At 68.5% G+C, this 24,977-nt stretch carries 21 protein-coding genes; 5 read left to right on the top strand and 16 right to left on the bottom strand.

The features are described from left to right. Positions 1-18: 18 nt before the first annotated feature. The 11 genes from eno to edd all read right to left on the bottom strand — a co-directional run bounded on the left by eno (position 19) and on the right by edd (position 12,529). Positions 19-1,308: a phosphopyruvate hydratase gene (gene eno / locus ACW4E8_RS07740; protein WP_456803971.1), complete on the bottom strand. Its 1,290-nt coding sequence runs from the start codon at positions 1,306-1,308 to the stop codon at positions 19-21. Between the two features lie 88 nt (positions 1,309-1,396). Continuing rightward, positions 1,397-1,690: a DUF1330 domain-containing protein gene (locus ACW4E8_RS07745; protein ID WP_456803972.1), complete on the bottom strand. Its 294-nt coding sequence runs from the start codon at positions 1,688-1,690 to the stop codon at positions 1,397-1,399. Positions 1,691-1,782: 92 nt separating this feature from the next. Next, positions 1,783-2,652, bottom strand: a complete 870-nt coding sequence (gene kdsA / locus ACW4E8_RS07750; RefSeq protein WP_456803973.1) for a 3-deoxy-8-phosphooctulonate synthase — start codon at positions 2,650-2,652, stop codon at positions 1,783-1,785. A gap of 28 nt (positions 2,653-2,680) precedes the next feature. Continuing rightward, the gene (locus ACW4E8_RS07755; RefSeq protein ID WP_456803974.1) at positions 2,681-4,333 is read right to left on the bottom strand and encodes a CTP synthase; all 1,653 of its coding nucleotides are present in this window, start codon (positions 4,331-4,333) and stop codon (positions 2,681-2,683) included. Positions 4,334-4,494: 161 nt separating this feature from the next. Beyond that, a complete protein-coding gene (locus ACW4E8_RS07760) occupies positions 4,495-5,301 on the bottom strand; it encodes an alpha/beta fold hydrolase (RefSeq protein WP_035822894.1) in 807 nt (268 codons plus the stop codon). Between the two features lie 22 nt (positions 5,302-5,323). After that, the gene (locus ACW4E8_RS07765; protein WP_340520106.1) at positions 5,324-6,145 is read right to left on the bottom strand and encodes a peptidase; all 822 of its coding nucleotides are present in this window, start codon (positions 6,143-6,145) and stop codon (positions 5,324-5,326) included. Between the two features lie 115 nt (positions 6,146-6,260). Then, positions 6,261-7,100, bottom strand: a complete 840-nt coding sequence (locus tag ACW4E8_RS07770) for a transglutaminase family protein (RefSeq protein ID WP_456803975.1) — start codon at positions 7,098-7,100, stop codon at positions 6,261-6,263. Positions 7,101-7,147: 47 nt separating this feature from the next. Continuing rightward, entirely contained in the window at positions 7,148-8,101 is a 954-nt protein-coding gene (locus ACW4E8_RS07775; protein ID WP_340520102.1) for an alpha-E domain-containing protein, read from the bottom strand. Positions 8,102-8,168: 67 nt separating this feature from the next. Beyond that, entirely contained in the window at positions 8,169-9,644 is a 1,476-nt protein-coding gene (locus tag ACW4E8_RS07780) for a circularly permuted type 2 ATP-grasp protein (protein ID WP_456803976.1), read from the bottom strand. 333 nt (positions 9,645-9,977) lie between these two features. Then, positions 9,978-10,484, bottom strand: coding sequence for a gluconokinase (locus ACW4E8_RS07785; RefSeq protein ID WP_456804108.1), 507 nt, complete (start codon positions 10,482-10,484; stop codon positions 9,978-9,980). A gap of 149 nt (positions 10,485-10,633) precedes the next feature. Continuing rightward, positions 10,634-12,529, bottom strand: coding sequence for a phosphogluconate dehydratase (gene edd / locus ACW4E8_RS07790; RefSeq protein WP_456803977.1), 1,896 nt, complete (start codon positions 12,527-12,529; stop codon positions 10,634-10,636). 254 nt (positions 12,530-12,783) lie between these two features. Between edd and ACW4E8_RS07795 the strand changes: the two genes are divergently transcribed. Next, positions 12,784-13,710, top strand: a complete 927-nt coding sequence (locus ACW4E8_RS07795; RefSeq protein WP_456803978.1) for a MurR/RpiR family transcriptional regulator — start codon at positions 12,784-12,786, stop codon at positions 13,708-13,710. Between the two features lie 11 nt (positions 13,711-13,721). On the opposite strand, the gene ACW4E8_RS07800 is transcribed toward ACW4E8_RS07795, so the two are convergent. The 4 genes from ACW4E8_RS07800 to ACW4E8_RS07815 form a co-directional block, all read right to left on the bottom strand. Continuing rightward, positions 13,722-16,136 carry a DNA internalization-related competence protein ComEC/Rec2 gene (locus ACW4E8_RS07800; RefSeq protein WP_456803979.1) on the bottom strand — a complete coding sequence of 805 codons (2,415 nt, stop codon included), beginning with the start codon at positions 16,134-16,136 and terminating at the stop codon, positions 13,722-13,724. A gap of 72 nt (positions 16,137-16,208) precedes the next feature. Further along, positions 16,209-17,069 carry a TatD family hydrolase gene (locus ACW4E8_RS07805; protein ID WP_456803980.1) on the bottom strand — a complete coding sequence of 287 codons (861 nt, stop codon included), beginning with the start codon at positions 17,067-17,069 and terminating at the stop codon, positions 16,209-16,211. 13 nt (positions 17,070-17,082) lie between these two features. After that, entirely contained in the window at positions 17,083-17,823 is a 741-nt protein-coding gene (gene lolD, locus ACW4E8_RS07810; RefSeq protein ID WP_010809010.1) for a lipoprotein-releasing ABC transporter ATP-binding protein LolD, read from the bottom strand. Next, positions 17,816-19,066, bottom strand: a complete 1,251-nt coding sequence (locus ACW4E8_RS07815; RefSeq protein ID WP_456803981.1) for a lipoprotein-releasing ABC transporter permease subunit — start codon at positions 19,064-19,066, stop codon at positions 17,816-17,818. Before ACW4E8_RS07815 ends, lolD begins: the two co-directional genes overlap by 8 nt. A gap of 136 nt (positions 19,067-19,202) precedes the next feature. Between ACW4E8_RS07815 and ACW4E8_RS07820 the strand changes: the two genes are divergently transcribed. Continuing rightward, on the top strand, positions 19,203-20,312 hold the full coding sequence (locus tag ACW4E8_RS07820) for a hypothetical protein (RefSeq protein ID WP_456803982.1): 1,110 nt from the start codon (positions 19,203-19,205) through the stop codon (positions 20,310-20,312). 51 nt (positions 20,313-20,363) lie between these two features. After that, on the top strand, positions 20,364-22,061 hold the full coding sequence (gene recJ, locus ACW4E8_RS07825; RefSeq protein WP_456803983.1) for a single-stranded-DNA-specific exonuclease RecJ: 1,698 nt from the start codon (positions 20,364-20,366) through the stop codon (positions 22,059-22,061). 26 nt (positions 22,062-22,087) lie between these two features. Here the strand turns inward: recJ and ACW4E8_RS07830 are convergent, their stop codons facing one another. Beyond that, positions 22,088-22,798 (bottom strand): peptidoglycan DD-metalloendopeptidase family protein, encoded by a 711-nt coding sequence (locus ACW4E8_RS07830; protein WP_456803984.1) that lies wholly within the window; start codon positions 22,796-22,798, stop codon positions 22,088-22,090. A gap of 192 nt (positions 22,799-22,990) precedes the next feature. On the opposite strand from ACW4E8_RS07830, the gene prfB reads away from it, so the two are divergent. Continuing rightward, positions 22,991-24,095 (top strand): peptide chain release factor 2 gene (prfB, locus tag ACW4E8_RS07835; protein WP_456803985.1). Its coding sequence is split into 2 segments (ribosomal slippage): positions 22,991-23,071 and positions 23,073-24,095, totalling 1,104 coding nucleotides; the frame shifts between segments, so codons are not numbered across the junction. A 123-nt stretch (positions 24,096-24,218) separates the two neighbouring features. Further along, positions 24,219-24,977, top strand: coding sequence for an SDR family oxidoreductase (locus ACW4E8_RS07840; protein WP_456803986.1), 759 nt, complete (start codon positions 24,219-24,221; stop codon positions 24,975-24,977).

Here is a 24,977-nt window from a genome sequence, read left to right on the forward strand (position 1 = left end):
GAACGACGGGGCAAGGTGTCAGCGCAGGTTGTAGAACGCGCCCTTGCCCGGGTAGCTGGCGATATCGCCGAGGTCTTCCTCGATGCGCAGCAGCTGGTTGTACTTGGCCATGCGGTCCGAGCGCGACAGCGAGCCGGTCTTGATCTGGCCGGCGTTGGTGCCCACGGCGATGTCGGCGATGGTGCTGTCTTCGGTCTCGCCCGAGCGGTGCGAGATCACGGCGGTGTAGCCGGCGCGCTTGGCCATCTCGATGGCGGCAAAGGTCTCGGTCAGGGTGCCGATCTGGTTGATCTTGATCAGGATCGAGTTGCCGATGCCCTTGTCGATGCCTTCCTTCAGGATCTTGGTGTTGGTGACGAACAGGTCGTCACCCACCAGCTGCACGCGCGTGCCCAGCTTCTCGGTCAGCGTCTTCCAGCCGTCCCAGTCGCCTTCGGCCATGCCGTCCTCGATCGACACGATCGGGAACTTGTCGCACAGGTTGGCCAGGTAGTCGGCGAACTGCGTCGAGGTCAGCTTCAGGCCCTCACCTTCCAGCTGGTACGTACCTTCACCTTCGTGATAGAACTCGCTGGCGGCGCAGTCCAGCGCCAGCAGCACGTCTTCACCGGCGCGGTAGCCGGCCTTCTCGATGGCCTGCACCACGGTGTTCAGGCATTCCTCGTTGGACGAGAAGTTCGGGGCGAAGCCGCCCTCGTCGCCCACCGCGGTGGACATGCCCTTGTCGGCCAGGATCTTCTTCAGCGCGTGGAAGATCTCGGCGCCGCAGCGCAGGGCTTCGCGGAAGCTGGTCTGCGACACCGGCATGATCATGAATTCCTGGATGTCCAGGCTGTTGTTGGCGTGCGCGCCGCCGTTGACGATGTTCATCATCGGCACCGGCAGTTGCATCGCGCCCGAACCGCCGAAGTAGCGGTACAGCGGCAGGCCGGCTTCTTCAGCGGCGGCCTTGGCCACGGCCATCGACACGGCCAGCATGGCGTTGGCGCCCAGGCGGCCCTTGTTCTCGGTGCCGTCGAGGTCGATCAGGGTGCGGTCCAGGAAGGCCTGCTCGGAGGCGTCCAGGCCCATGATGGCTTCGGAGATTTCGGTGTTGATGTGCTCGACGGCCTTCAGCACGCCCTTGCCCAGGTAGCGCGACTTGTCGCCGTCACGCAGCTCGATGGCCTCGCGCGAACCGGTCGACGCGCCCGACGGAACCGCTGCACGGCCCATCACGCCGGATTCCAGCAGCACGTCGCATTCGACGGTGGGGTTGCCGCGCGAGTCGAGAACCTCGCGACCGATGATATCTACGATTGCACTCATGAATTCCTCTCTGACTGTTGATTCTTGCTGCTGCTGATTACTTCAACCTGTGCCCGTGTCAGGCGCATGTCAAACTGCCCGACAACCCTCAGGCAGCGCCTTCCACCACGATCATGTTCATCTTTGCCGCGTGCTCGCGCGACTTGCGGGCGGCGCGGTAGGCCTCGCCGTCGTGGAAGGCCTTGGCGGCTTCATAGCTGGGGAATTTCAGCACCACGACGCGGGTCGGCGCCCACTCGCCCTCCAGCGGCTCGGTCTTGCCGCCGCGCACCAGCACCTCGGCGCCATGGATCTGCATGGCCTTGCTCGAGAGCACTTTGTATTCTTCGTACTGCTGGGGGTCGGTCACGTCGACGTAGGCGATGATAAAGCCCGCGGCCATGGAGAATCTCCCGATTTTTTGTATTGTCTTTCGATATGGTTTGTCACCACCGGCTTCCACGAAGGGCGCGGTGGTGACAAAACCGGGCCCGCTCAGGCGCAGGCCGGCCAGCCGAAGTTGTCTTCCAGGAAGCCGGCGCGCTTGACCAGCGTGTCCAGGTCCTTGAGCACGGCCAGCAGTTCCTTCATGCGCGACAGCGGCACCGCATTGGGGCCATCGGACATGGCCTTGCTCGGGTCCGGGTGCGTTTCCATGAACAGGCCCGCCACGCCGGTGGCGACGGCGGCACGCGACAGCACCGGCACGAACTCGCGCTGGCCGCCCGAACTGGTGCCCTGGCCGCCCGGCAGCTGCACCGAGTGGGTGGCGTCGAACACCACCGGGGCGCTGGTCTCGCGCATGATCGCCAGCGAGCGCATGTCGGATACAAGATTGTTGTAGCCGAACGAGACACCACGCTCGCAGGCCATGAAGACATCGTCAGGCAGACCGGCTTCGCGCGCGGCATCGCGCGCCTTGTCGATCACGTTCTTCATGTCGTGCGGCGCCAGGAACTGGCCCTTCTTGATGTTCACCGGCTTGCCGCTCTGGGCGCAGGCACGGATGAAATCAGTCTGGCGGCACAGGAAGGCCGGCGTCTGCAGCACGTCCACCACGGCGGCGACGGGCTTGATCTCGTCGATCTCGTGGATGTCGGTCAGCACCGGCACGCCGATCTCGCGCTTGACGGTCGCCAGGATCTCCAGTCCCTTTTCCATCCCCAGGCCGCGGAACGTCTTGCCCGAAGACCGGTTGGCCTTGTCGAACGACGACTTGTAGATGAACGGGATGCCCAGTTCAGCGGTGATGGCCTTGAGCTCGCCGGCCGTATCCAGCGCCATCTGCTCCGACTCGATCACGCACGGACCTGCGATCAGGAAGAACGGCTTGTCGAGGCCGGCCTCGAATCCACAGAGTTTCATGACTGTCTCTCCTGCTTGCCGCCGGGGCTCAAGCGCCCTTGCGCTGCTGGCTGGCCAGCGCGGCTTCGACGTAGGCCTTGAACAGCGGGTGGCCGTCGCGCGGCGTCGAGGTGAATTCCGGGTGGAACTGCACGCCGACGAACCAGGGGTGCATCGACTCGGGCAGCTCCATCATTTCCGGCAGGTTCTCGGTCGGCGTGCGCGCCGAGATCACCATGCCGGCCTTTTCCAGCGTCGGCACGTAGTGGTTGTTGACCTCGTAGCGGTGACGGTGGCGTTCGTTGACCTCGGCGCCGTAGATCGTCGATGCCTTGGTGCCTTCCTTGACCGGCACGCGCTGGGCGCCCAGGCGCATGGTGCCGCCCAGGTCGGAATCGGCCGAGCGCTGCTCGACCTTGCCTTCGCGGTCCACCCACTCGGTGATCAGCGCGACCACCGGGTGTTCGGTTTCCAGGTTGAACTCGGTCGAGTTGGCATCGGTCATGCCGGCCAGGTGGCGGGCAAACTCGATCACGGCCAGCTGCATGCCCAGGCAGATGCCCAGGTACGGGATGTTGTTCTCGCGGGCGTACTGGATCGCGCGGATCTTGCCTTCCGTGCCGCGCTTGCCGAAGCCGCCCGGCACCAGGATGGCGTCGAGCGGGGCCAGCACCTCGAGGTGGCCCGATTCCAGTTCCTCGGAATCGATGTACTCGATGTTGACGCGCGTGGCGGTGTGCATGCCGGCGTGGCGCAGGGCCTCGATCAGCGACTTGTACGACTCGGTCAGGTCGACGTACTTGCCGACCATGCCGATGGTGATCTCGTGCTCGGGATTTTCCTGGGCGTTGACCAGCTTCTGCCACATCGACAGGTCGGCCGGCTTGGGATCCAGGCGCAGCTCCTCGCAGATCAGGCGGTCCAGGCCCTGCTCGTTGAGCATCTGCGGGATCTTGTAGATGGTGTCCGCGTCCCACACCGAAATCACGGCTTCCTGCGGGATATTGGCGAACAGCGAAATCTTGGCGCGCTCGTCGTCCGGGATCGGGCGGTCGGCACGGCACAGCAGCGCGGTCGGCGAGATGCCGATTTCACGCAGCTTCTGCACCGAGTGCTGGGTCGGCTTGGTCTTGAGCTCGCCGGCGCTGGCAATGAACGGCACCAGCGTCAGGTGCACGAAGGCGCAGTGGTTGCGGCCCATGCGCAGGCTCATCTGGCGCGCGGCTTCCAGGAACGGCAGCGATTCGATGTCCCCCACGGTGCCGCCGATTTCCACCAGCGCCACGTCGGCCTTGCCGTCGTGCGACGCCGCGGCGCCCTTCTCGACGAAAGCCTGGATCTCGTTGGTGATATGCGGGATCACCTGCACGGTCTTGCCCAGGTATTCGCCGCGGCGCTCCTTGCGGATCACCGATTCGTAGATCTGGCCGGTGGTGAAGTTGTTCGACTTGCGCATCTTGGCCGAGACGAAACGCTCGTAGTGGCCGAGATCCAGGTCGGTTTCAGCACCGTCTTCCGTGACAAACACCTCGCCATGCTGGAAGGGGCTCATCGTGCCGGGATCGACGTTGATGTAGGGATCTAGCTTGAGGAGGGTGACTTTGAGGCCGCGCGACTCAAGAATGGCCGCGAGCGAGGCAGCAGCGATGCCCTTGCCGAGAGAAGAGACGACGCCACCGGTGACGAAGACGAATTTGGTCATAAACCGAGCTTGCCGGGGAAATCGGGATTATACATGAGAGCCCGATCCCCGCCGACCCGGAAATTGTGACAGCCCCCTCCTCGGCGGGGCTGCAACAGGCTATCCCGGTGTGTTGCGGCGCATGCGCCGCACAGCCCCTGCATGACCCCCATATGCGCGCCTCAGCGCCCCTCGCGGCGCATCGCGCCGATCAGGTCGCGCACCAGTTGCGCCGTCTCCTGCGGCCGCTCCATCGGGTACAGATGGCCGCCTTCGATAAAGCGCAGGTTCGGGCCGACCAGCTTGCGGGTGGCACCCAGCCCGCACTGGCGCACCTCGCGCGAACGCGTGCCGGCAACAAAGCCGACCGGCACCGGCGCGCCGCGCGCCACCTTGCGCCCCAGGCTGGTCGGCAGCGTGCGGTAGATCCAGTATTCGACCTCGCGGTCAAAGCGCAGCCGCCGCTCGTTGTGCTTGCCGGTCGGTTCGGTGCCGTGGATGGCGTAGTCGCGCAGCACTTCCTGGTCCCACACCGCGAAGTTGGGCTTGGCGCGGAAGTGTTCCCAGACCGCCTCGGCATCCGGCCAGTGGGTGCGCCGGTTTTTGGTCACCGCGGCCGGGCCGGGCTTTTCGTCCATGCCGAACATCTGGGCGGTCTTCAGCAGCGACGCGCGCCAGCCGGCAATGATCGGCGAATCCAGCATCACCACGCCGCGCACGCGCTCCGGGCGCCGCAGCGCCGCCATCAGCGACAGGAAGCCGCCCAGCGAATGGCCCACCAGCCACACCGGCTCGCGGTACTGGCGGTCGATCTCGCCGAGCAGCTCCTCCACCAGGTGCGGCCAGCCGCGCGTCACCGGGAATTCAGGCTTGTGCCCGTAGCGGTCCACGGCGCGGAATTCGAAGTCGCCGTCCAGTTCGCCAAACAGCTTGCGGTAGGTGGTCACCGGAAAGCCGTTGGCATGGGAAAAATGAATGATCTCGCGCATCGCTTGTTTCCTCGCCCGACCCTCAGTCCTGGGTACGCGACGGATTGCGCTTGGCGCGCACCGGCTGGCCCCAGCGGTCGGCCTCGCCGGGCCGCGCCAGCGAAAATTCGGCTGGCGCGCCGGGATCCCAGTCCGGGTTGTGGATCTCGCCGAAGACCTGGCGCAGGCGCTGCCCCCAGGTGTCACGGATCATGCGGAAGTAGACGTTGCGCTCGTCGATATTGACAAAACGCGTCACGCACAGCGTATCGGCCTCATAGACCAGCAGGTCCAGCGGCAGGCCGACCGAGATATTCGACTTGAGCGTCGAATCCATCGAGATCAGCGCGCATTTGGCCCCCTCGGCCAGCGGCAGCGACGGGTGCACCACGCGGTCGATGATGGGCTTGCCGTACTTGGCCTCGCCGATCTGGAAGTAGCAGTTCTCGGGCGTGGCCTCGACAAAATTGCCCGCCGCGTAGATGTTGAACAGGCGCACCCGCTCACCGCGCACCTGGCCGCCGAAGATCAGGCTGACATTGAATTCGATGCCGGCATCGCGCAGCGCATGCGCGTCGCGCTTGTGCACCTGGCGCACCGCCTCGCCGACGATGGAAGCGGCCTCGAACATGTCGCGAGCGGTCCACAACGAGCGCTTCTCGTCATGGTTCTCGGCCAGGATCTGGCGCACCGACTGGCTGATCGCCAGGTTGCCGGCGGTCATCAGCACCATCACGCGGTCGCCGGGTTCTTCGAACACCGTCATCTTGCGCGACGTGGAGATGGCATCTACCCCCGCATTGGTGCGGGAATCGGACAGGAATACCAGGCCGGCATCCAGCCGCATGGCTACACAGTAAGTCATGGTCTTGTTTTGGTGTGCTTTGCGGCAGCCGGAAGTGGCCAGCCGATGGCCTGCATACCCCGGATTCTAGCGCCCGTACCGCGGCACCGCGCCCCGTCTGGAATCAGGCACCTAATCAGGTGAAAAGCGGCGTGATGCTCACATCGACTTCGAGCGTCTCGCCGGAACCCCCTTCCAGGATGCCCCTGACTGGTGCGGCCGACGCGTAATCGCGCCCCACCGCGAGGCGTATATGGCGCTCGTCGGTAAGGCAGCCGTGGGTGATGTCGACGCTGCACCACACCTCGCGCGCCGGGTCCAGGCATACGTCGGCCCAGGCATGGCTGGCCATTTCGATCGCGGCCGGATCGTAGAAGTATCCGCTCACATAGCGTGCCGGGATGCCCAGCGCCCGGCACGCCGCCACCATCACCTGCGCCTGGTCCTGGCACACGCCGCTGCCCAGGCTGAAGGCCTCGGCCGCCGAGGTGCCGACGTCAGTGGTGTTGGGCTTGTAGCGCACCCGCTCCGCAATCCCCTGGGCCAGCGCCAGCAGCGCCGGAATCTCGTGCCCGGCCGCCAGGAACGGTGCGGCAAACGCCTGCATCTCCGGCGGCGCCGAGGTCAGTGGCGTGCTGCCGAGGAAGTACAGCGGCGACACCCGGGATTCGCCGGGGGGCGGGGCGTCGCAGAACGCATGGTGGCCGTCCCGGTCGAGGTCGCCATGCGGCGGCAGCACTTCCACCTCCCCGCTGGCTTCGATCGAGATGGTGCTGGTCGGTCCGGCCACCGTGAAGTTGTGCACGATGTTGCCGAAGCCGTCGTGCGCCGCCGACGGATTGCCAGGCGCGACCAGTTGCCAGCGGTGCACGGTCTGCAGCGGGCCCGAACGCGGCTCGAGCCGCACTTCGTGCACGCTGCGGCGCACCGGCTCGGCGTAGCGGTAGACAGTATGGTGGTGGATCTTGTATTTCACGGTATCAGGGCGCGGCGGCGGCACATGGAGGCTGCCGGCGGCCCATCTCAGGCAGCCAGCAGCGGCACGAGGAAGTCCCGGCTGATGCCATTGCCGAGATCGCCGATGCGCTCCAGGAAGCTGGTCAGGTACGCGTGCAGGCCGACAGCGAAAATGTCGTCGATGCGCGCGTACTTCAGGTCGGCGTGGAGTTTACCAGCCTGGCGCTCAGTTTCCGCCGATTGCTGGTTGCGCACCGTGTGGAGGATGGCCACCACCTCGTCCATGCTCGACACCAGCGAACGCGGCATGTCGGGCCGCAGGATCAGCAGCTCGGCCACGCGCTGCGGCGTAATGACCGCGCGATAGACCTTGCGGTAGACCTCGAAGCCCGATACCGAGCGCAGCACCGCGGCCCAGTGATAGAAATCATTCTGGTCGCGGTTGGCATCGCTCTCGTCGCTGCCCGATGCCTGGAACTTGACGTCGAGGATCCGCGCGGTGTTGTCGGCGCGCTCCAGGAACGTGCCCAGCCGCATGAAGTGGAAGGCATCGTCCTTGAGCATGGTGCCGAACTGGACCCCGCGCGCCAGGTGCGAGCGGAACTTGACCCATTCGAAGAAGCGCGACGGGTCTTCCTTCAGCACGCCGTCGGCGATCAGGCGCTGCACCTCCAGCCAGGTGGTGTTGACGGTCTCCCAGACCTCGGTGGTCAGCGAGCCGCGCACCGCGCGCGCATTCTCGCGCGCCGCGCGCAGGCAGCTCATGATGGACGAGGCGTTGGTCATGTCGCGCACCATGAAGTCGATCACATCATCGCGCGACAGCAGTCCGTACTTGTGGTCGAAGACCTCGGTCAGCTCGGAGATATCGAGCATGGCCCACCAGCCCTGCTCGGCCACTTCGGCCGATTGCGGCAGGAGCGAGGTCTGGTAGTTGACGTCGAGCATGCGCGCGGTGTTCTCCGCGCGCTCGGTGTAGCGGGCCATCCAGAACAGGTGGTCGGCGGTGCGGCTCAGCATGTGGGCTCTCCTGGCGTGGCGGCGGTCGCCATGGCGGTCATTGCGGCGGTCATCAAGGGGGTCGCGTTCATCGTTCCAGCACCCAGGTGTCCTTGGTGCCGCCCCCTTGCGAGGAATTCACCACCAGCGAGCCTTCGCGCAGCGCCACGCGGGTCAGCCCGCCAGGCACCATGCGCACCTCCTTGCCTGACAGCACGAACGGGCGCAGGTCGATATGGCGCGGCGCGATGCCCGACTCCACATAGGTCGGGCAGGTCGACAGCGCCAGCGTCGGCTGCGCGATGTACTGCTCCGGGCGCGCCTTCACCACTTCGCGGAAGGCATCGATCTCGGCCCGCGTCGCGGCCGGGCCGACCAGCATGCCGTAGCCGCCGGCGCCGTGGGTCTCCTTGACTACCAGCGCTTCCATATGGTCCAGCACGTACTGCAGGTCGTCCGGGCGCCGGCACATATAGGTCGGCACGTTGCTCAGGATCGCCTCTTCGCCCAGGTAGAAGCGGATCATGTCGGGCACGTACGGATAGATCGACTTGTCGTCGGCCACGCCGGTGCCGATGGCGTTGCAGATGGTCACGTTGCCGGCGCGGTAGACCGACAGCAGGCCGGCCGCGCCCAGCGAGGAATCGTGGCGGAACACCAGCGGGTCGAGGAAGTCGTCGTCGACGCGGCGGTAGATCACGTCGATGCGCTGCGGGCCCTGCGTGGTGCGCATGAACAGGTGATCGTCCTCGACGAAGAGATCGCTGCCTTCGACCAGCTCCACGCCCATCTGCTGCGCCAGGAAGGCATGCTCGAAGTACGCCGAGTTGTACATGCCCGGCGTCAGCACCACCACGGTGGGATCGGCAATGGCCTGCGGCGACACCCCGCGCAGCATGTCGAGCAACAGGTCAGGATAGTGGGCCACCGGCGCCACCCGGTTGCGCGCGAACAGGTCCGGGAACAACCGCATCATCATCTTGCGGTTTTCCAGCATGTACGACACGCCCGAGGGCACGCGCAGGTTGTCTTCCAGCACGTAGAACTCGCCCTCGCCGGCGCGCACCACGTCGATGCCGGCCACGTGCGCATAGATGTCGTGCGGCACGTTGACGCCGAGCATCTCGGGCCGGTACTGGGCGTTGTTGTAGATCTGGTCGGGCGGGATCACGCCGGCGCGGATGATGTCCTGGCCGTGGTAGATGTCGTGGACAAAGCGGTTGAGCGCGGCCACGCGCTGGCGCAGGCCTTTTTCCAGCAGCGCCCATTCGCTGGCCGGGAAGATGCGCGGGATCACGTCGAACGGAATGGTGCGTTCGGTGCCGCTGTTGGCTTCATCCTTGTCGCCGTAGACGGCAAAGGTAATGCCCACGCGCCGGAAGATCAGGTCGGCCTCGGCGCGCTTGTTGCCCATCGTGCTTTCAGACTGCCGCGCCAGCCAGTCAGCGAAATGCCGGTAATGCGGGCGCACCGCGCCTTCAGGCAATGCCTGCCCCGCCTGGATGACCCATTGCGCCCCGTCCGTGCGCCAGTCCAGCATCTCGTCGAAATACCGCCCCGCCATGATGGCCGTTCCTCCATGTCGCGGGCTTCCGGTGCTACCGCTTCACTGCGACTTCGGGGTCGCTACCGGCTGCCCTGGTTTTGCCCTGGCTTTCCTGTCCCCAGCCCGCCGCGCCTGCCCGTTCGGGGCGCTCACGGCGATACTGTCGAGTCACTGGCCCTTTCAGCATACCCGTACCGGCGAAACCCGCAAGCTGGCGGGTGCCGGCCGGCACGGAAAGTGAACTAGCAAGATGTCTGCCAGCGCACGCAAAAACGGCCGCCAGCCAGGCTGGCGGCCGCTTGCGGGCTGCGCGGGAACGGGCCGGCCGGAACGGTCGGCGCGGTCAGCCGGTCAGCGCGCCGCGCCGGCGCCCTGCGGCACCGTGGCCTGCAGGATGGTGGCGACCAGCGCCTCGGGGGACTGGCGGATGTCGAGCACCAGCGCGTCGCTGGGCTCTTCCAGCGTATCGAACTGGCTTTGCAGCAGGTCGGGGTTGAAGAAGTGTTCCGTGCGCGCGGACAGGCGCATGCCGATCAGCGACGCATCGCCCCTCATGAAGACGAAGGTCACGCCGCCGTCGGGCGGGGTCAGCCGGTCGCGGTAGGCCTGGCGCAGTGCCGAGCAGGTGAAGACATGGGTGCGGGCTTCGGCCCGGGCCGCGTCGATGGCGGCGCGCATGGCCGCCAGCCACGGCCAGCGGTCTTCGTCGGTCAGCGGGATGCCCGCGTGCATCTTGGCCTTGTTGGCGTCGCTGTGGAATGCATCGGCGTCATGGAAGCCGCAGCCCAGTCGCTGCGCCAGCAACTGGCCGACCGTGGTCTTGCCGCTGCCGGAAACGCCCATCAGGATATAGATCATGTCTGCTCCGTCGGTCTTGGTATCGGATGGTGTCGCCATCCTTGTCTGTCCTTATCGGTCCAGCTGGACGTCCTTGCGGCGGCGCAAAGACGTCCGGGGGCGCTGCCGCCCCGCAGGGAACTTCAGGGGAAAATCGGCCTCAGGCCTGGCTATTGTGCGACGGATTGCGCCGCTGCGGTACGTTGGCGCCCGCCTGCTCCGGCTTCGGCATCCGCCTCGGACAGGTCAAGTGCGCTGCCGCCCTCTTCCGCGATGCGCGCATGGCGCCGGAACAGGCCGAACAGGCCGCGCCCCAGGCTGAATTGCGCGAAATCGTCGTCCGGCGCCGCGGCCAGCTCGCGCGCCGCGAATTCGCCTTCGTCGCCCAGCCATTGCAGCGTGCCGGCGACGGCATCGACACGGATGCGGTCGCCATCGCGCACGCGCGCCAGCGCGCCGCCGGCCAGCGCCTCGGGGCCGACGTGGATCACCGCCGGCACCTTGCCCGACGCGCCGGACATGCGGCCGTCGGTCACCAGCGCCACCTTGTGGCCGGCGTCCTGCAGCGCGCCCAGCACCGGGGTCAGGCGGTGCAGCTCAGGCATGCCGTTGGCGTTCGGCCCCTGGAAACGCACCACCGCGACCAGGTCGCCAGTCAGCTCGCCCGCATCGAAGGCAGCCTGCAGCGCCTCCTGCGCATCGAACACCCGCACCGGGGCTTCGACCACGCGGTGCTCCGGCGCCACCGCCGAGACCTTGATCACGCCGCGGCCCAGGTTGCCCTGCATCAGCCGCAGCCCGCCCTCGGCAGAGAAAGGCTCCGCGGCCGTCGCCAGCACCTGCGCGTCGCCGCTGTGCGCCGCGCCGTCGCGCCAGCGCAGCACGCCGTCGGTCATCACCGGCTCCTGCGCATAGCGGGCCAGCCCGGGGCCGACCACGGTCTGCACGTCCTCGTGCAGCAGACCGGCCTGCAGCAGTTCGCGGATGACGAAGCCGGCGCCGCCCGCGGCATGGAAGTGGTTCACATCGGCCGAGCCATTCGGGTAGACGCGCGCCAGCAGCGGCGTGATGCGCGACAGCAGGTCGAAATCATTCCAGTCGATGACGATGCCCGCGGCGCGCGCCATCGCCACCAGGTGGATGGTGTGGTTGGTGGAGCCGCCGGTCGCCAGCAGGCCGACCATGGCGTTGGCAATGGCGCGTTCGTCAACGATGCGCGCCAGCGGCAGGTATTCGTCGCCGCGCGCGCGCAGGGCGATCGCGCGTTGCGCGGCCGCCGCGGTCAGCGCATCGCGCAGGCCGCTGTCCGGGTGCACGAAGGCCGCGCCGGGCAGGTGCAGGCCCATGATCTCCATCAGGAACTGGTTGCTGTTGGCGGTGCCGTAGAAGGTGCAGGTGCCGGCGCCGTGGTAGGCCTGGCATTCGGCCTCGAGCAGCGCATCGCGCCCGACCTGGCCGGTGGCGTAGAGCTGGCGCACGCGCGCCTTCTCCTTGTTGGGCAGCCCGCTGGCCATCGGGCCCGCCGGCACGAACACCATCGGCAGGTGGCCGAACTGCAGCGCGCCCATCAGCAGGCCCGGCACGATCTTGTCGCACACGCCCAGCATCAGCGCCGCATCAAAGGTGTTGTGCGACAGCGCCACCGCGGTGCCCATGGCAATCGCATCGCGCGAGAACAGCGACAGCTCCATGCCCGGGTTGCCCTGCGTGATGCCGTCGCACATCGCCGGCACGCCGCCCGCCACCTGCGCCACCGCGCCCACCGCGCGCGCGGCCTCGCGGATCACGGCGGGGTAGCGCTCGTACGGCTGGTGCGCCGACAGCATGTCGTTGTACGCGGTGACGATGCCCAGGTTGGGGGCATGGTCGACGCGCAGCTTCAGCTTGTCGTTGGCCGGCAGTGCGGCAAAGCCGTGCGCCAGGTTGGCGCAGGACATGCCGCGCAGCGGCCCCAGTTCAGCCTGCGCGCGCTCGCAGCGGGCAAGGTAGGCGGCGCGGCTGGCGCGGCTGCGCGCAACGATGCGCTCGGTGACGGCAAGAAGCTCGGCATGGACGGCAGAAGGCATGGCGGAGACGTTCCTTGTGGGCTTGGTGGCGGCGCGGTAATGCCGCGCCATCGCATGTAGATTTTCTACAAATCGCCACCATTATACCGAGCATGAGCGCGCCGTCGACCCGCTCATGCAGCACAATTGCGCAGAAATTCCCGGAATCAGGGCAAACCCCGAGGGCGGGCGACGCACCATTTCGGGCAAGATGCGGCGCCATCCGATGTAGAATCTCTACATACCCGCAACCCCCGACACTGCCGCCCGCCGCCATGCGCGACCGAATCCAAGCCGTCTACGACACGCTCCGCCCTTCTGAACGCCGCCTGGCCGACTATGTCGCCCAGCATGGCGCCGCCGTGATCCGGCTGTCGATGCCCGAGCTGGCTGAGCGCGCCGGCGTGTCGCAGCCCACCATCGCGCGCTTCTGCGCGGCGCTGGGCTACGACGGCTTCCGCGAATTCAAGCTGCAGTTCGCACAGAACGTCGGCGGCGGCACGCCCTTCGTGCACCAGGACGTCGCGGCCGACGACCGCCCCGCGGACATCGCCGGCAAGGTCTTCGACCGCACCATTGCCACGCTGATGAGCGTGCGCAATGCGCTCTCCGCCGACCAGATCGAGCATGGCATCCAGCTACTCGCCGGCGCGCGGCGCATCGAGTTCTACGGCTGCGGCAACTCCGGCATCGTCGCGCTGGATATCCAGCACAAGTTCTTCCGACTCGGCATGCCGACCGTTGCGTATTCCGACCCGCATGTGTTCAGCATGTCGGCCGCGCTGCTCGCCCGTGGCGACGTGGCCGTGCTGGTCTCCAACAGCGGCCGCACCTGGGACATGCTGACCGCCGCCACGCTGGCGCGCAGCAGCGGCGCCAGCGTGCTGGCGATCACGCACAGCGGCTCGCCGCTGGCGCGGCTGGCCGACGTCTGCGTGTTCTCCGACGTCGAGGAAGACAGCGAGGTCTACACGCCGATGACCTCGCGCATCAGCCACCTGGTACTGGGCGACGTCCTGGCCGCCGGCGTGGCGCTGGCGCGCGCCGACACCGTCGCCCCCCGCCTGCAGCGCGCCAAGGCGCATCTGCGCGAACGGCGCATTGCCGGTGCGGAGCCGGCGCGGCCAGTCCCGCCGGCACGAAGCCGCCCGAAGCCCGCGGCGGAGCCAGCCACGCGCACGCGCCGCCGCAAGGTCAACTGACCCCTAGTGTCCTAGCGCGGCGCCGGCGGCCGCGTCCGCCAGTAGCGCGGCTGCGCCTGCCGGAACATCGACAACGTGTATCCCGAAGGCACGGTGGCCATGGTCACCGCGCCGGTTTCATCGGTCCGGTAGCGCAGGACGCCGGCGCGGCCGTAGCGCTCCCACACCTCGCCACTCGGGTGGCGATAGTGGTTGGCATAACCCAGCTGGAACACCGCCGCCGACGGGCGCACCGCCTCCAGCCAGGCTGCGCCGGACGAGCTGCCGCTGCCATGGTGGGCCACCACCAGCACGTCGGCACGCAGCGCCTCGGCCGGCAACCTGTCGATCAACGCACGCTCCTGCGCCACGCCGATATCGCCGGTCAGCAACAGGCTGTGCGCCGCCGCATCCACGCGCAGCACGCAGCTGCGCGCATTGCTGGCAATGGCGCCCTGCTGCGCCTGCTCCGCGAGCGGATGCAGCACGGTAAAGCGCACACCGTCCCACTCCCATTGCTGGCCCGCCGCGCATGGCGACCAGTCATTTGCCGCCGACCCAAGCAGAACGTGACCGACTGGCGCTCCGGTGCTGCGCGCGGCCACGGCCACCGCTGCCGCAATGTCCGCCACGCCACCGGCATGGTCGGTGTCCTCATGGCTGACCATCAGGTGGTCGAGCCGGCCGATCCCCTCGCCCCGCAGCAACGGCACCACCACCTGCGCACCGGCGCTGGACCCCGACGCGTAGGCCGGCCCGGCGTCGTACAGCAGCGCATGCGCACGCGTCCGCACCAGCACCGCCGTGCCCTGCCCTACGTCCAGCATCACGGCGCGGAACTCGCCATGCGCAACCGGTGGGCCGCGCGCCAGCAGCATCGGCAGCATCAGCAGCCCGCCGTGCAGGCGCACGCGCGCGGTGGCGACCGGCGCGACCAGCAGCCCGACACCGAGCGCGGCCAGCACCAGCCCCAACGGCCCCGCGCTGGCCGCTTCCCACATCGCCCATGGCAGCGCGGAAAGCCAGTCCAGCACGGCGGACAGCGCCACCATGGCCAGGTGGGCCAGCGCCAGCACCGGCCCGGCCAGCACCATGGGCAAGGCCGCGCCGAGCAATGCCAGCGGCGTCACCAGCAGGCTGACGACCGGAATCGCCACCGCATTGGCCAACGGCGACACCACCGATACCTGGCCGAACAGCAGCAAGGTCAGCGGCACCAGCCCGATGGTCACGGCCCACTGCGTGCGCACCCCGGCGGCGAGCGTGGGCCGCAGGCGTTGCCAACGCCCTTCCGTCGAAGCATCCCGGCCGGGCCGGGCCGCGAAGAAGATCACCGCCACCGCGCCGAAGGACAGCCAGAAGCCGGGCAACATCACCGCCCACGGATCCAGCAGCAATGCCACCAGCGCCGCCCAGGCCAGCACCACCGAGGCGGGCGGCGCACGCGCACCCCACACCGCAATGGCCGCCACGCAGAGCATGGCCACGGTGCGCAGCGCCGGGATCTGCATGCCGGCCAGCAAGCCGTAAGCCAGCGCACTGGCCACGGCCGCCCCCAGCGCAGCCTGCCGGGCAGGCAGCCACAGCGGCAACGGCCGGCGCAGCCAGTGGCCGAGTCCGAACGAATGCCGCCACAGCAGCCCGGCAAGCGACGCCGCCATGCCGGCGATCATGGTGATATGCAGCCCGGAGATCGCAACCAGGTGGCTGACGCCGGTGCGCCGGAACAGTTGCCAGTCGTCCGCATCGATGCCGCGCTGGTCGCCAATGACCAGCGCGATCAGCACCGCACCGAAGCGCGCATCGGCCGGCAGCGCCGCGCGCAGGTGATCGCGCACGGCGGCGCGCCAGGCCTCAATGCGCCATGCCAGCCGCTCCGCGGACGCGTCCTGCGGCGGCCCTTGTGCGCGGCGCACATAGCCGGTGGCGCCATAGCCCTGCGCCAGCAGCCAATAGGCGTAGTCAGAACCGAAAGGATTGGCGAGCCCGCGCGGACGCCGCAGGCGCAGGGTCAGCGAGAGGCGCTGCCCGGGACGCAGGTCGGGCGGCGCACCACGCCAGTTGAGGATCACGCGGCGCGGCAGAGGCTGGCCCGCTTCCCCCTGCTCCACAGTCAAAGCAAAGCGCGTCCCGGTGGCGGCATCCGCCGGCAGCCCCGACACCACGCCGCGCACGTCGAGGTCGCGCGCCTCCAGCGTGGCCGGCAGCCAGTCGCGCATGCGCAGTTCGGCCCGCCAGGCCGCCCAGCAGAAGGCGGCGCCGAACGCCAGCCCGGCAAGCGCCAGGCCATGCGCCGCGACATGCAGCCGCCTGCCCCACAAGACCATGCCGAGCGCGACCAACGCCAGCACCACGGCGCCCAGGCGCAAGCCATCCTGCTGCGGCAGCGTTGACTGCTGCTGCAGCATCCAGCATCCCGCGACGAATGCCACCACGAACCGACGCACGGCACCTCCCCCGGCTGATCTTGCATAGCCGGAGTTGTACCCGCGCCGGGGCGCGCCGAGCTTGTCAGCCCGTCAAGAAGAATTGGAAGTTGTGTGTCCGGCGGAAACCGGGGGCGCCATGGTGTCCGCAAACGCTGCCAGCCGCGGCATCGCATCCACGGCATTGCGCCATGTCGCCTGCGCCAGCGTCATCGCATCGATTTCCCGCAATTCAGCCATCACACGCGCCACGCCCGCCACCTCCGCGGGCGTGTTGCGCGCCTTGTGCTGTTCGCCGAACTGGTCGTCAGACAGCCACGCCGGCGCCATGTCGGGTGCGTCGGTTTCCAGCACCAGCGCCTCCAGCGGCAGCTCCGTCGCCAGCCGGCGGATCTGCCGCGCGCGGCTGAAGGTGACGTTGCCGCCGAAGCCGAGCTTCAGGCCCTGCTCGACCAAGCGCCGCGCCTGTTCATTGCTGCCGTTGAAGGCGTGGGCAATGCCGCGCTTCACGCCCAGCTTGCGCAGCTGCGCGCCGACCTGGTCCTGCGACTTGCGCACATGCAGCAGCACCGGCAGGTCAAATTCGCGCGCGATCTTCAGCTGCTCCGCGTAGAGCCAGGTCTGGTGCTCCGCATCCAGCCCCGCGACGAAGAAGTCGAGCCCGATCTCGCCGATGCCGACAAAGCGCGGGTCGCCCATGCTGGCCGCCACCTCGCGCCGCAGCGTGTCAAGGTCGGCCTGGCCGGCGCCGGGCGAGCACAGCGGATGGATGCCGAGCGCATAGACGCAGCGCGCATCGTGGCGCGCCAGCGCGCGCACGGCATCGAAGTTCCACACCGCCACCGCGGGTACCACGATGCCGCGCACGCCGGCGGCCTCGGCCGAGTCGGCCACCTGCTGGCGGTCAGCGTCGAACTCGCTGGCGTCGAGGTGGCAATGGGTGTCGATCCACATGGGCCGGCCCGGTTCAGCGTTCCTGGTGCAGGTGCCCGTCGCGCAGCCGCAGCACGCGGTCGCAGCGTCCGGCCAGGTCCAGGTCGTGGGTGACGATGATGAAGCTGGTGCCGAGCGTGCGCGACAGTTCCAGCATCAGGTCATAGACGCCGCCGGCGGTGTGGTCGTCGAGGTTGCCGGTGGGTTCGTCGGCCAGCACGCAGGCCGGCTGCCCCACCAGCGCGCGCGCGATGGCCACGCGCTGGCGCTCGCCGCCGGACAGCTCGCCCGGGCGGTGCTTCGCGCGCCCGCCCAGGCCCACGCGCTCCAGCATGGCCTGCGCCACGCCACGCGCGTCATGCTGGGTCAGGCCGCGGATGCGCATCGGCATCGCCACGTTGTCCAGCGCGGTGAATTCCGGCAGCAGGTGATGGAACTGGTAGACGAAGCCCAACTGGCGGTTGCGCACCACGTTGCGCTCACGCTCGCGCAGCGCCGTGAACGGCTTGCCGAGCAGCGCGACGCGGCCGGAGTCGGGCTCATCCAGCCCGCCCAGCACATGCAGCAGCGTGCTCTTGCCCGAGCCCGAGGCGCCGACGATGGCAACCTTCTCGCCCGCATCGACGCGCACATCGACGCCGCGCAGCACGTCCACGTCGAGTTCGCCCTGGCGGAAACGCTTGGTCAGGCCCTCGGCCACCAGCACCGGCGAGCCGGTGCGCGGCTGGTCCGCGGCGGGCGTGGGGGTATCGGCGTGCAACACGGCTTCACTCATAGCGCAGCGCCTCCGCCGGGTTGACGCGGGCGGCACGCCAGCTGGGATAGAGCGTGGCCAGCGTGGCCAGCACAAAGGAAATGATGCCGATGGTGGCGATGTCGTTCACGCGGGGATCCGAAGGCAATTCGCTGATGAAATAGATGTCGCGCGGCAGGAACTGCACGTGCAGCAGCCGCTCGATGAAAGGCACGATCACGTCGATATTGGTGGCGATCAGCGTGCCGCCGGCCACGCCCAGGATGGTGCCGATAAAGCCGATGGCCACGCCCTGCACGATAAAGATCTTCATGATCGAGCCGGGCTGCGCGCCCATGGTGCGCAGGATGGCGATATCGGCCTGCTTGTCGGTGACGGTCATCACCAGCGTGGACACCAGGTTGAACGCGGCCACCGCGATGATCAGCGTCAGGATGATGAACATCATGCGCTTCTCGGTCTGCACCGCGGCAAACCAGTTGCGGTTCTGCTTGGACCAGTCGCGCAAGTAAAGCTCGCCCGACATGGTGCCGGCCAGCTCGTTGGCCACCTGCGGCGCGCGCTGCATGTCCTGCAGCTTCAGGCGCACGCCGGTGGGTCCGCTCAGGCGGAACAGGGTCTCGGCGTCATGCATGTTGACCAGCGCCAGCGCGCTGTCGAACTCGAAATGCCCGGACGAGAACACGCCCACCACGGTGAACTGCTTGAGCCGCGGCAGCACGCCCGCCGGCGTGATGGTGCCCTGCGGCGCCACCAACGTGACCTTGTCGCCGACCTGAACGCCCATGGCGTTGGCCAGCTCGTTGCCCAGCGCGATGCCGAAGCCGCCCGGCGCCAGCGCCGTCATGCTGCCCGCCCGGAACTGGTTGCCGATATCCGACACCTTGGGCTCCTGCGACGGCTCCACGCCGCGCAGCAGCACGCCGCGCACGGCGTCGTCGCGGGTCAGCATGGCCTGGGCCGCGACATAGGGCGCGGCGCCGACCACTTCTTTGTTCTGCAAGGCCTCGGCCGCGGTCTTCTGCCAGTCCGGCAGCGCCGACGGACCGATCACTTCGATATGCGCCAGCACCGACAGCATGCGGTCGCGCACTTCCTTCTGGAACCCGTTCATCACCGACAGCACCACGATCAGCGCGGCCACGCCAAGGGCGATCCCGAACATCGAGATCATCGAGATGAACGAAATGAAGGTGTTGCGGCTGGCGCGCTTGCTTGCGCGGGTATATCGCCAGCCGATCTGCCACTCGTAGGGAAAGTTCAAGAGGATTCCTGTTGTTTCGGGAAAGCGCCGGTGCCCGGTGGAGGGGCGCCGGCGGCACGCATGCGGGCCGTCGGGTGCGCCGCCTGCCTCTCGCAAGACTGGCGCCGGCCAGCCGGGAGTTTACAATCTCGCCACCATGATGACGCACCTGACCCTGATTGTGCCCTTTTCCGTCCCGCCGGGCGCCGGCGACGACGGCCGGGACGATGTCGTTCCCGGCGCGCTGCTGCGGCAATTGGAGCTGCCGGCGCTCGGAAAGTTGCTGACCCGGGCCGAGCCCGGCCCGCGCGAGCAGCATGACGACCCCTTCCTGCGCAGCCTGCCGCAGGAGCGCTGGCTGGCCGGCAAGGCGGGGCTGGACCCGGTCCGGGTGCCGCTGGCGCCCTATATGCGGCTGGCCGATAGTGGCGGCGCCGTCCCCGCCAGCTCCGATGGCCAGTCCTGGACCTGCCTGCAGCCGGTGCACATCCACGCCGCGCGCGATCACCTGGTGCTGATGCCGCCCGCCCAGCTGGGCATCCGGCCGCAGGAAGCCACGGTCCTGCGCGCCGCCATCGACGAACTGCTGCTGGAATCCGGCATCGCGCTGGAATCGCCCTGCGCGCAGCGCTGGTACCTGCCCGAGGCCGCATTCGGCCCGCTGGAAGCGACCACGCCGCTGCGCGCGGCGGGCCGCAATATCGATATCTGGATGCAGGCCGGCGAGCGCGCCCGCGACTGGCGCCGCCTGCAGAACGAGATCCAGATGACCTGGCATGAGCACCGCGTCAACCAGGCCCGCGAGGCCGCCGGCGAGGCGCCAGTCAATTCGGTCTGGCTGTACGGCGGCGGCGCGCTGCAGCCGGTGCCGCGGCTGGCCGACACGGTGCTGAGCAACGATCCCTTCCTGAGCGGGCTGGCGTTGGCCGCCGGCAGCCGCGTGCTGCCGGTGCCGGCCGGCCTGGCTGGCGCCACCGGGGTGGAGGGCACGGTGCTGGCCATGCTCGACAGCGCCACCGAAGCGCATATCGCCGAAGACTGGGGCCTGTGGCTGGACCGCATGCATGCGCTGGATGCCGACTGGTTCGCGCCGGCGCTGGAAGCGCTGGTGGCCGGTCAGGTCGGCGCCATCACGCTGGTGCTGGGCGGCGAGAACCACTTTGCCGAGTTCACCGTGCGGCGCGCCGACCTGCGCAAGTTCTGGCGCGGCATGGGCCAGCGCGGCGACTGGCGCGCGCTGCTTTCCGACCTCGCCTATGCCGCATAGAGCCGCCTGACAAGCGCCGCCCCTACCGAAACATCACCTGCCGCCCCGCCCATGACCCGGATCGCCATCCGCCAATACTCTCCCGAACACGCCAGCTCGCTAGCCGCCGCCGGCCTGCACCCCACGCTGGCCCGCATCCTGGCCGCGCGCGGCGTGGCCCGCGCCGCCGAACTGGCCACCGACCTGCCCGAACTGGTGCCGCCCGCGGCCATGAAGGGCATCGGCCACGCCGCGGCCTACCTGGCCGACGCCATCGCCGCTGGCAAGCGCCTGCTGATCGTGGCCGACTATGACTGCGACGGCGCCACCGCCTGCGCGGTGGGCGTGCGCGGGCTGCGCATGCTGGGCGCACGGGTGGAGTACATCGTGCCGAACCGCTTCGAGTACGGCTACGGCCTGACCCCAGAAATCGTGGCGCTGGCGGCCAAGCAGCAGCCGGACGTGATCGTCACGGTCGACAACGGCATCGCCAGCGTCGACGGGGTGGCCGCGGCCAATGCGCTGGGCATCGACGTGGTGGTGACCGACCACCACCTGCCGGGGTCGGAGCTGCCGCAGGCCGCGGTGATCGTCAACCCGAACCAGCCGGGCTGCGAATTCCCCAGCAAGAACCTGGCGGGCGTGGGCGTAATGTTCTACGTGCTGCTGGCGCTGCGCGCCGAACTGCGCCAGCGCGGCGTCTATACCCCGGCCACGCAGCCGCCGCTGCAGACGCTGCTGGACCTGGTGGCGCTGGGCACGGTGGCCGACGTGGTCAAGCTGGACACCAACAACCGCATCCTGGTGGCGCAGGGCCTGCGCCGCATGCGCGCCGGACGGATGCAGCCGGGCGTGGCGGCGCTGTTCCGCGCCGCCGGGCGCGAGGCGGCGCGCGCCAATACCTTCGACCTGGGCTTCGGGCTGGGTCCGCGCCTGAACGCGGCCGGCCGGCTGGCGGACATGTCGCTGGGCATTGAATGCCTGCTGACCGAAGATGCCAACCGCGCCTGGGAGATCGCGCAGGAGCTGGACAGCATGAACCGCGAGCGGCGCGACATCGAGGCCGGCATGCAGCAGGAGGCGCTGCAGATCCTGGAGCAGCCGCTGGCCGGCCCGGACCCGTCGGCGCGCTTCACCGTAAGCGTGTTCAACGACACCTGGCACCAGGGCGTGATCGGCATCGTGGCGTCGCGGCTCAAGGACAAGTTCCACCGCCCCACCATCACCTTCGCCCCCGGCGACGAGACCACCGTCAAGGGCTCGGGCCGGTCGATCCCGGGCTTCCACCTGCGCGATGCGCTGGACCTGGTGTCCAAGCGCCATCCCGGCATGCTGCTCAAGTTCGGCGGCCACGCCATGGCGGCCGGGCTGACCGTGCGCGCCGAGCGCTTTGCCGAGTTCCAGGAAGCCTTCGAGGCGGTCGGCCGCGAATGGCTGACCGATGACCAGCTGGCGCGCGTGATCGAGACCGACGGCGATATCGAGGACCAGTGCTTCAGCCCGGAATTCGTCACCCTGCTGGAGCAGCAGGTGTGGGGCCAGGGCTTCCCGGCGCCGACCTTCTGCGGCGAGTTCGACGTGCTGCGCCAGAGCGTGCTCAAGGGCAAGCACCTGAAGCTGCAGCTCGGGCGCGGCAGCCAGCGCTTCGACGCGATCTGGTTCAACCATGCCGACTCGCTCGGCGCCAGCGCGCAGGTGGCCTACCGGCTCGACAACAACACCTTCAACGGCGTCACCCGCGTGCAGTTGGTGATCGAGCACGCGCAGTAGCGTGCTCCGGGGGGCGTTACCCCCGTTTAGCCGCGCGACGGCAGGTAGGCCATCGGGTCGACCGGCTTGCCGTTGCCGCGCACCTCGAAATGCAGCTCGCTCGCGCTGGCGCCCATGCGGCCCACGTCCTGTCCGGCCACGACCGAGGCGCCCTCGGTGACCAGCGGCTGGTCGAGGTTGCCGTAGACGGTCAGCCAGTCGTCGTTGTGCTTGACGATCACCAGCATGCCGTAGCCACGCAAGTTGCCCACATGGATGGTGCGCCCCGCGGCGGCGGCGCGCACGGTGCCATTGGCCGGCACGGCAATGCGCAGGCCCTTGCTGGCCGGCGGCGCGTAGCCTCCGGTGACGCGGCCATCGGCCGGCCACTGCAGGCGGATGCCGCTGGCGGGCGGCCTGGACGAGCCGCTGTCGACGCGCGGCGTATCGGTCACGGTCTGGTCGGTGCCGGTGGAGGCCGGGGCGCTGCCACCCGGCGGCCGCACGCGGACCAGCTGGCCCACCTCGATCTGGCTGGGGCTGGTGATGTCGCTGTTCCAGCGGGTCAGGTCGCGCACGCTGCGGCGGTGCTTGCGCGCGATTGAATACAGCGTGTCGCCGCGCTCAACGCGGTAGTAGCCGTCCGGCACGGGCCCGCCCGTGGTGCCGCAGCCGGCCGCGACCGCGGCCGCGGCGGCCAGCAGCAGGCCCAGCGCGCGGCGCCGGCCTGGCTCGATGTCATGTCTGGTTTGCGTCATTCGTCCCTGTTCTTTGTCTCGCCGGGGAGCGGCTTGCGACCCGTATTATCGCCGCGTGCGTCGCCCGGCACCGGCGGATAGACCGCGCGGCGGCCAATCCGTTCGGTCCGCGGCCCGCCCGAGGCGGCCCGGAAGCCCCGGGTTGCCGCGCCGATCCGCTATAATTCGAGGTTTTCGAAGCGCAGGAACATCATGGAAGCAGAACGCCTCAACGCCATCTCCGGTGCCATCTCCGATCTCCGTTCCCGGACGGAAGATCTACGGGGGTATCTTTGACTACGATGTCAAAGTAGGAAGGCTGGACGAAGTCAACGGTTTGCTGGAAGACCCCGACGTCTGGAACAACCCCAAGCGGGCCCAGGACCTCGGCAAGGAAAAGAAGGCAATCGAGGGCGTGGTAAGCGTGCTCAGCAAGCTCACCGACGACCTCAGCGGCGCCGACGAGCTGTTTGAGCTCGCCAGGGAAGAAGGCGACGACGACACGCTCGAAGCGATCGAGGCCGACGTCAAGGGCTTCGAGGAGATCGTCGCGGGCATGGAATTCCGCCGCATGTTCTCGGGCGAGATGGACCAGGCCAACGCCTTTATCGACATCCAGGCCGGCGCCGGCGGCACCGAAGCGTGCGACTGGGCCTCGATGCTGCTGCGCCAGTACCTGAAGTACTGCGAGCGCAAGGGCTTCAAGGCCGAGGTGCTGGAAGAGTCCGAAGGCGACGTGGCCGGCATCAAGAGCGCGACCATCAAGATCGAGGGCGAATACGCCTTCGGCTACCTGCGTACCGAAACCGGCGTGCACCGCCTGGTGCGCAAGTCGCCGTTCGATTCGTCGGGCGGGCGCCATACCTCGTTCTCGTCGGTGTTCGTCTACCCCGAGGTGGACGAATCGTTCGAGGTCGAGGTCAACCCGGCGGACCTGCGCGTGGACACCTACCGCGCCTCGGGCGCCGGCGGCCAGCACATCAACAAGACCGATTCGGCCGTGCGGATCACGCACATCCCGACCGGTATCGTGGTGCAGTGCCAGAACGACCGCTCGCAGCACCGCAACCGTGCCGAAGCCATGTCGATGCTGAAATCGCGCCTGTACGAGCACGAGATGCGCAAGCGCCAGGCCGAAGCCGACAAGCTCGAAGCCGGCAAGACCGACGTGGGCTGGGGCCACCAGATCCGCTCCTACGTGCTGGACCAGAGCCGCATCAAGGACCTGCGCACCAACGTGGAAATGTCCAACACCCAGAAGGTGCTGGACGGCGACCTGGACCCGTTCATCGAGGCCAGCCTCAAGCAGGGACTGTAAGGCAGCACCCGCCGTCCGCCCTGCCGGCGCGGCCGGCGGCAGGCACAGCAATCCATCCACCGCTGTACCGCCGCCCGCGCCACACCGGCACGGCGGCAGGGCGACATCTCCGACCGGGGCACCATGAGCGAAGCCAATCACCTCTACATCATCACCGGCGCCTCGCGCGGGCTGGGCGCGGCACTGACCAATGCGCTGCTCGTGCCGGGCAACCGCTTGATCTGCGTGGCGCGCAGCCGCAACAGCGAGCTGGAGCGCATTGCCACCATGAGCGGCGTGCCGGTGGCCTGGCACCTGCAGGACCTGTCGCAGGCCGGCCCCGCCGCCAGCTGGCTCGGCAGCGTGCTCGATACGCTCGACATCCCGCCAACCAGCGCCACGCTGATCCTGAACGCGGGCGTGGTCGAGCCGATCGGCCCGGTCGCGCGCCTGCAGGAAAAGACCCTGGTGCCGCACCTGCTGACCAACCTGGCGGCGCCGATGACGATGACCGCTGCGTTCCTGGAGCGCACCGAGAAGTTCGACTGCCCGCGCAAGGTGCTGGCGATCTCCTCCGGTGCGGCGCGCCGCCCGATCGAAGGCTGGAGCGCGTACTGCGCCGGCAAGGCCGGGCTGGACATGTTCATGCGCTCGGTCAACGCCGAGTACGCCCAGGCCGAAGCCCCGCGCACCGTGCGCGCAGTGGCGCTGGCCCCGGGCGTGATCGACACCGGCATGCAGGCCACCATCCGCAATGCCGACTTCGCCCAGGTGCAGCGCTTCCGCGAGCTGAAAGCCAATGAACAGCTGGCGTCGGCCGAGGAAACCGCCGGCCGCATCGTCGCCTACCTGCACCGCCCGGATTTCGGCAGCACCGAGCTGGACGATCTCCGCAACTACTAA

The sequence above is a fragment of the Cupriavidus sp. CP313 genome, from assembly GCF_054072015.1.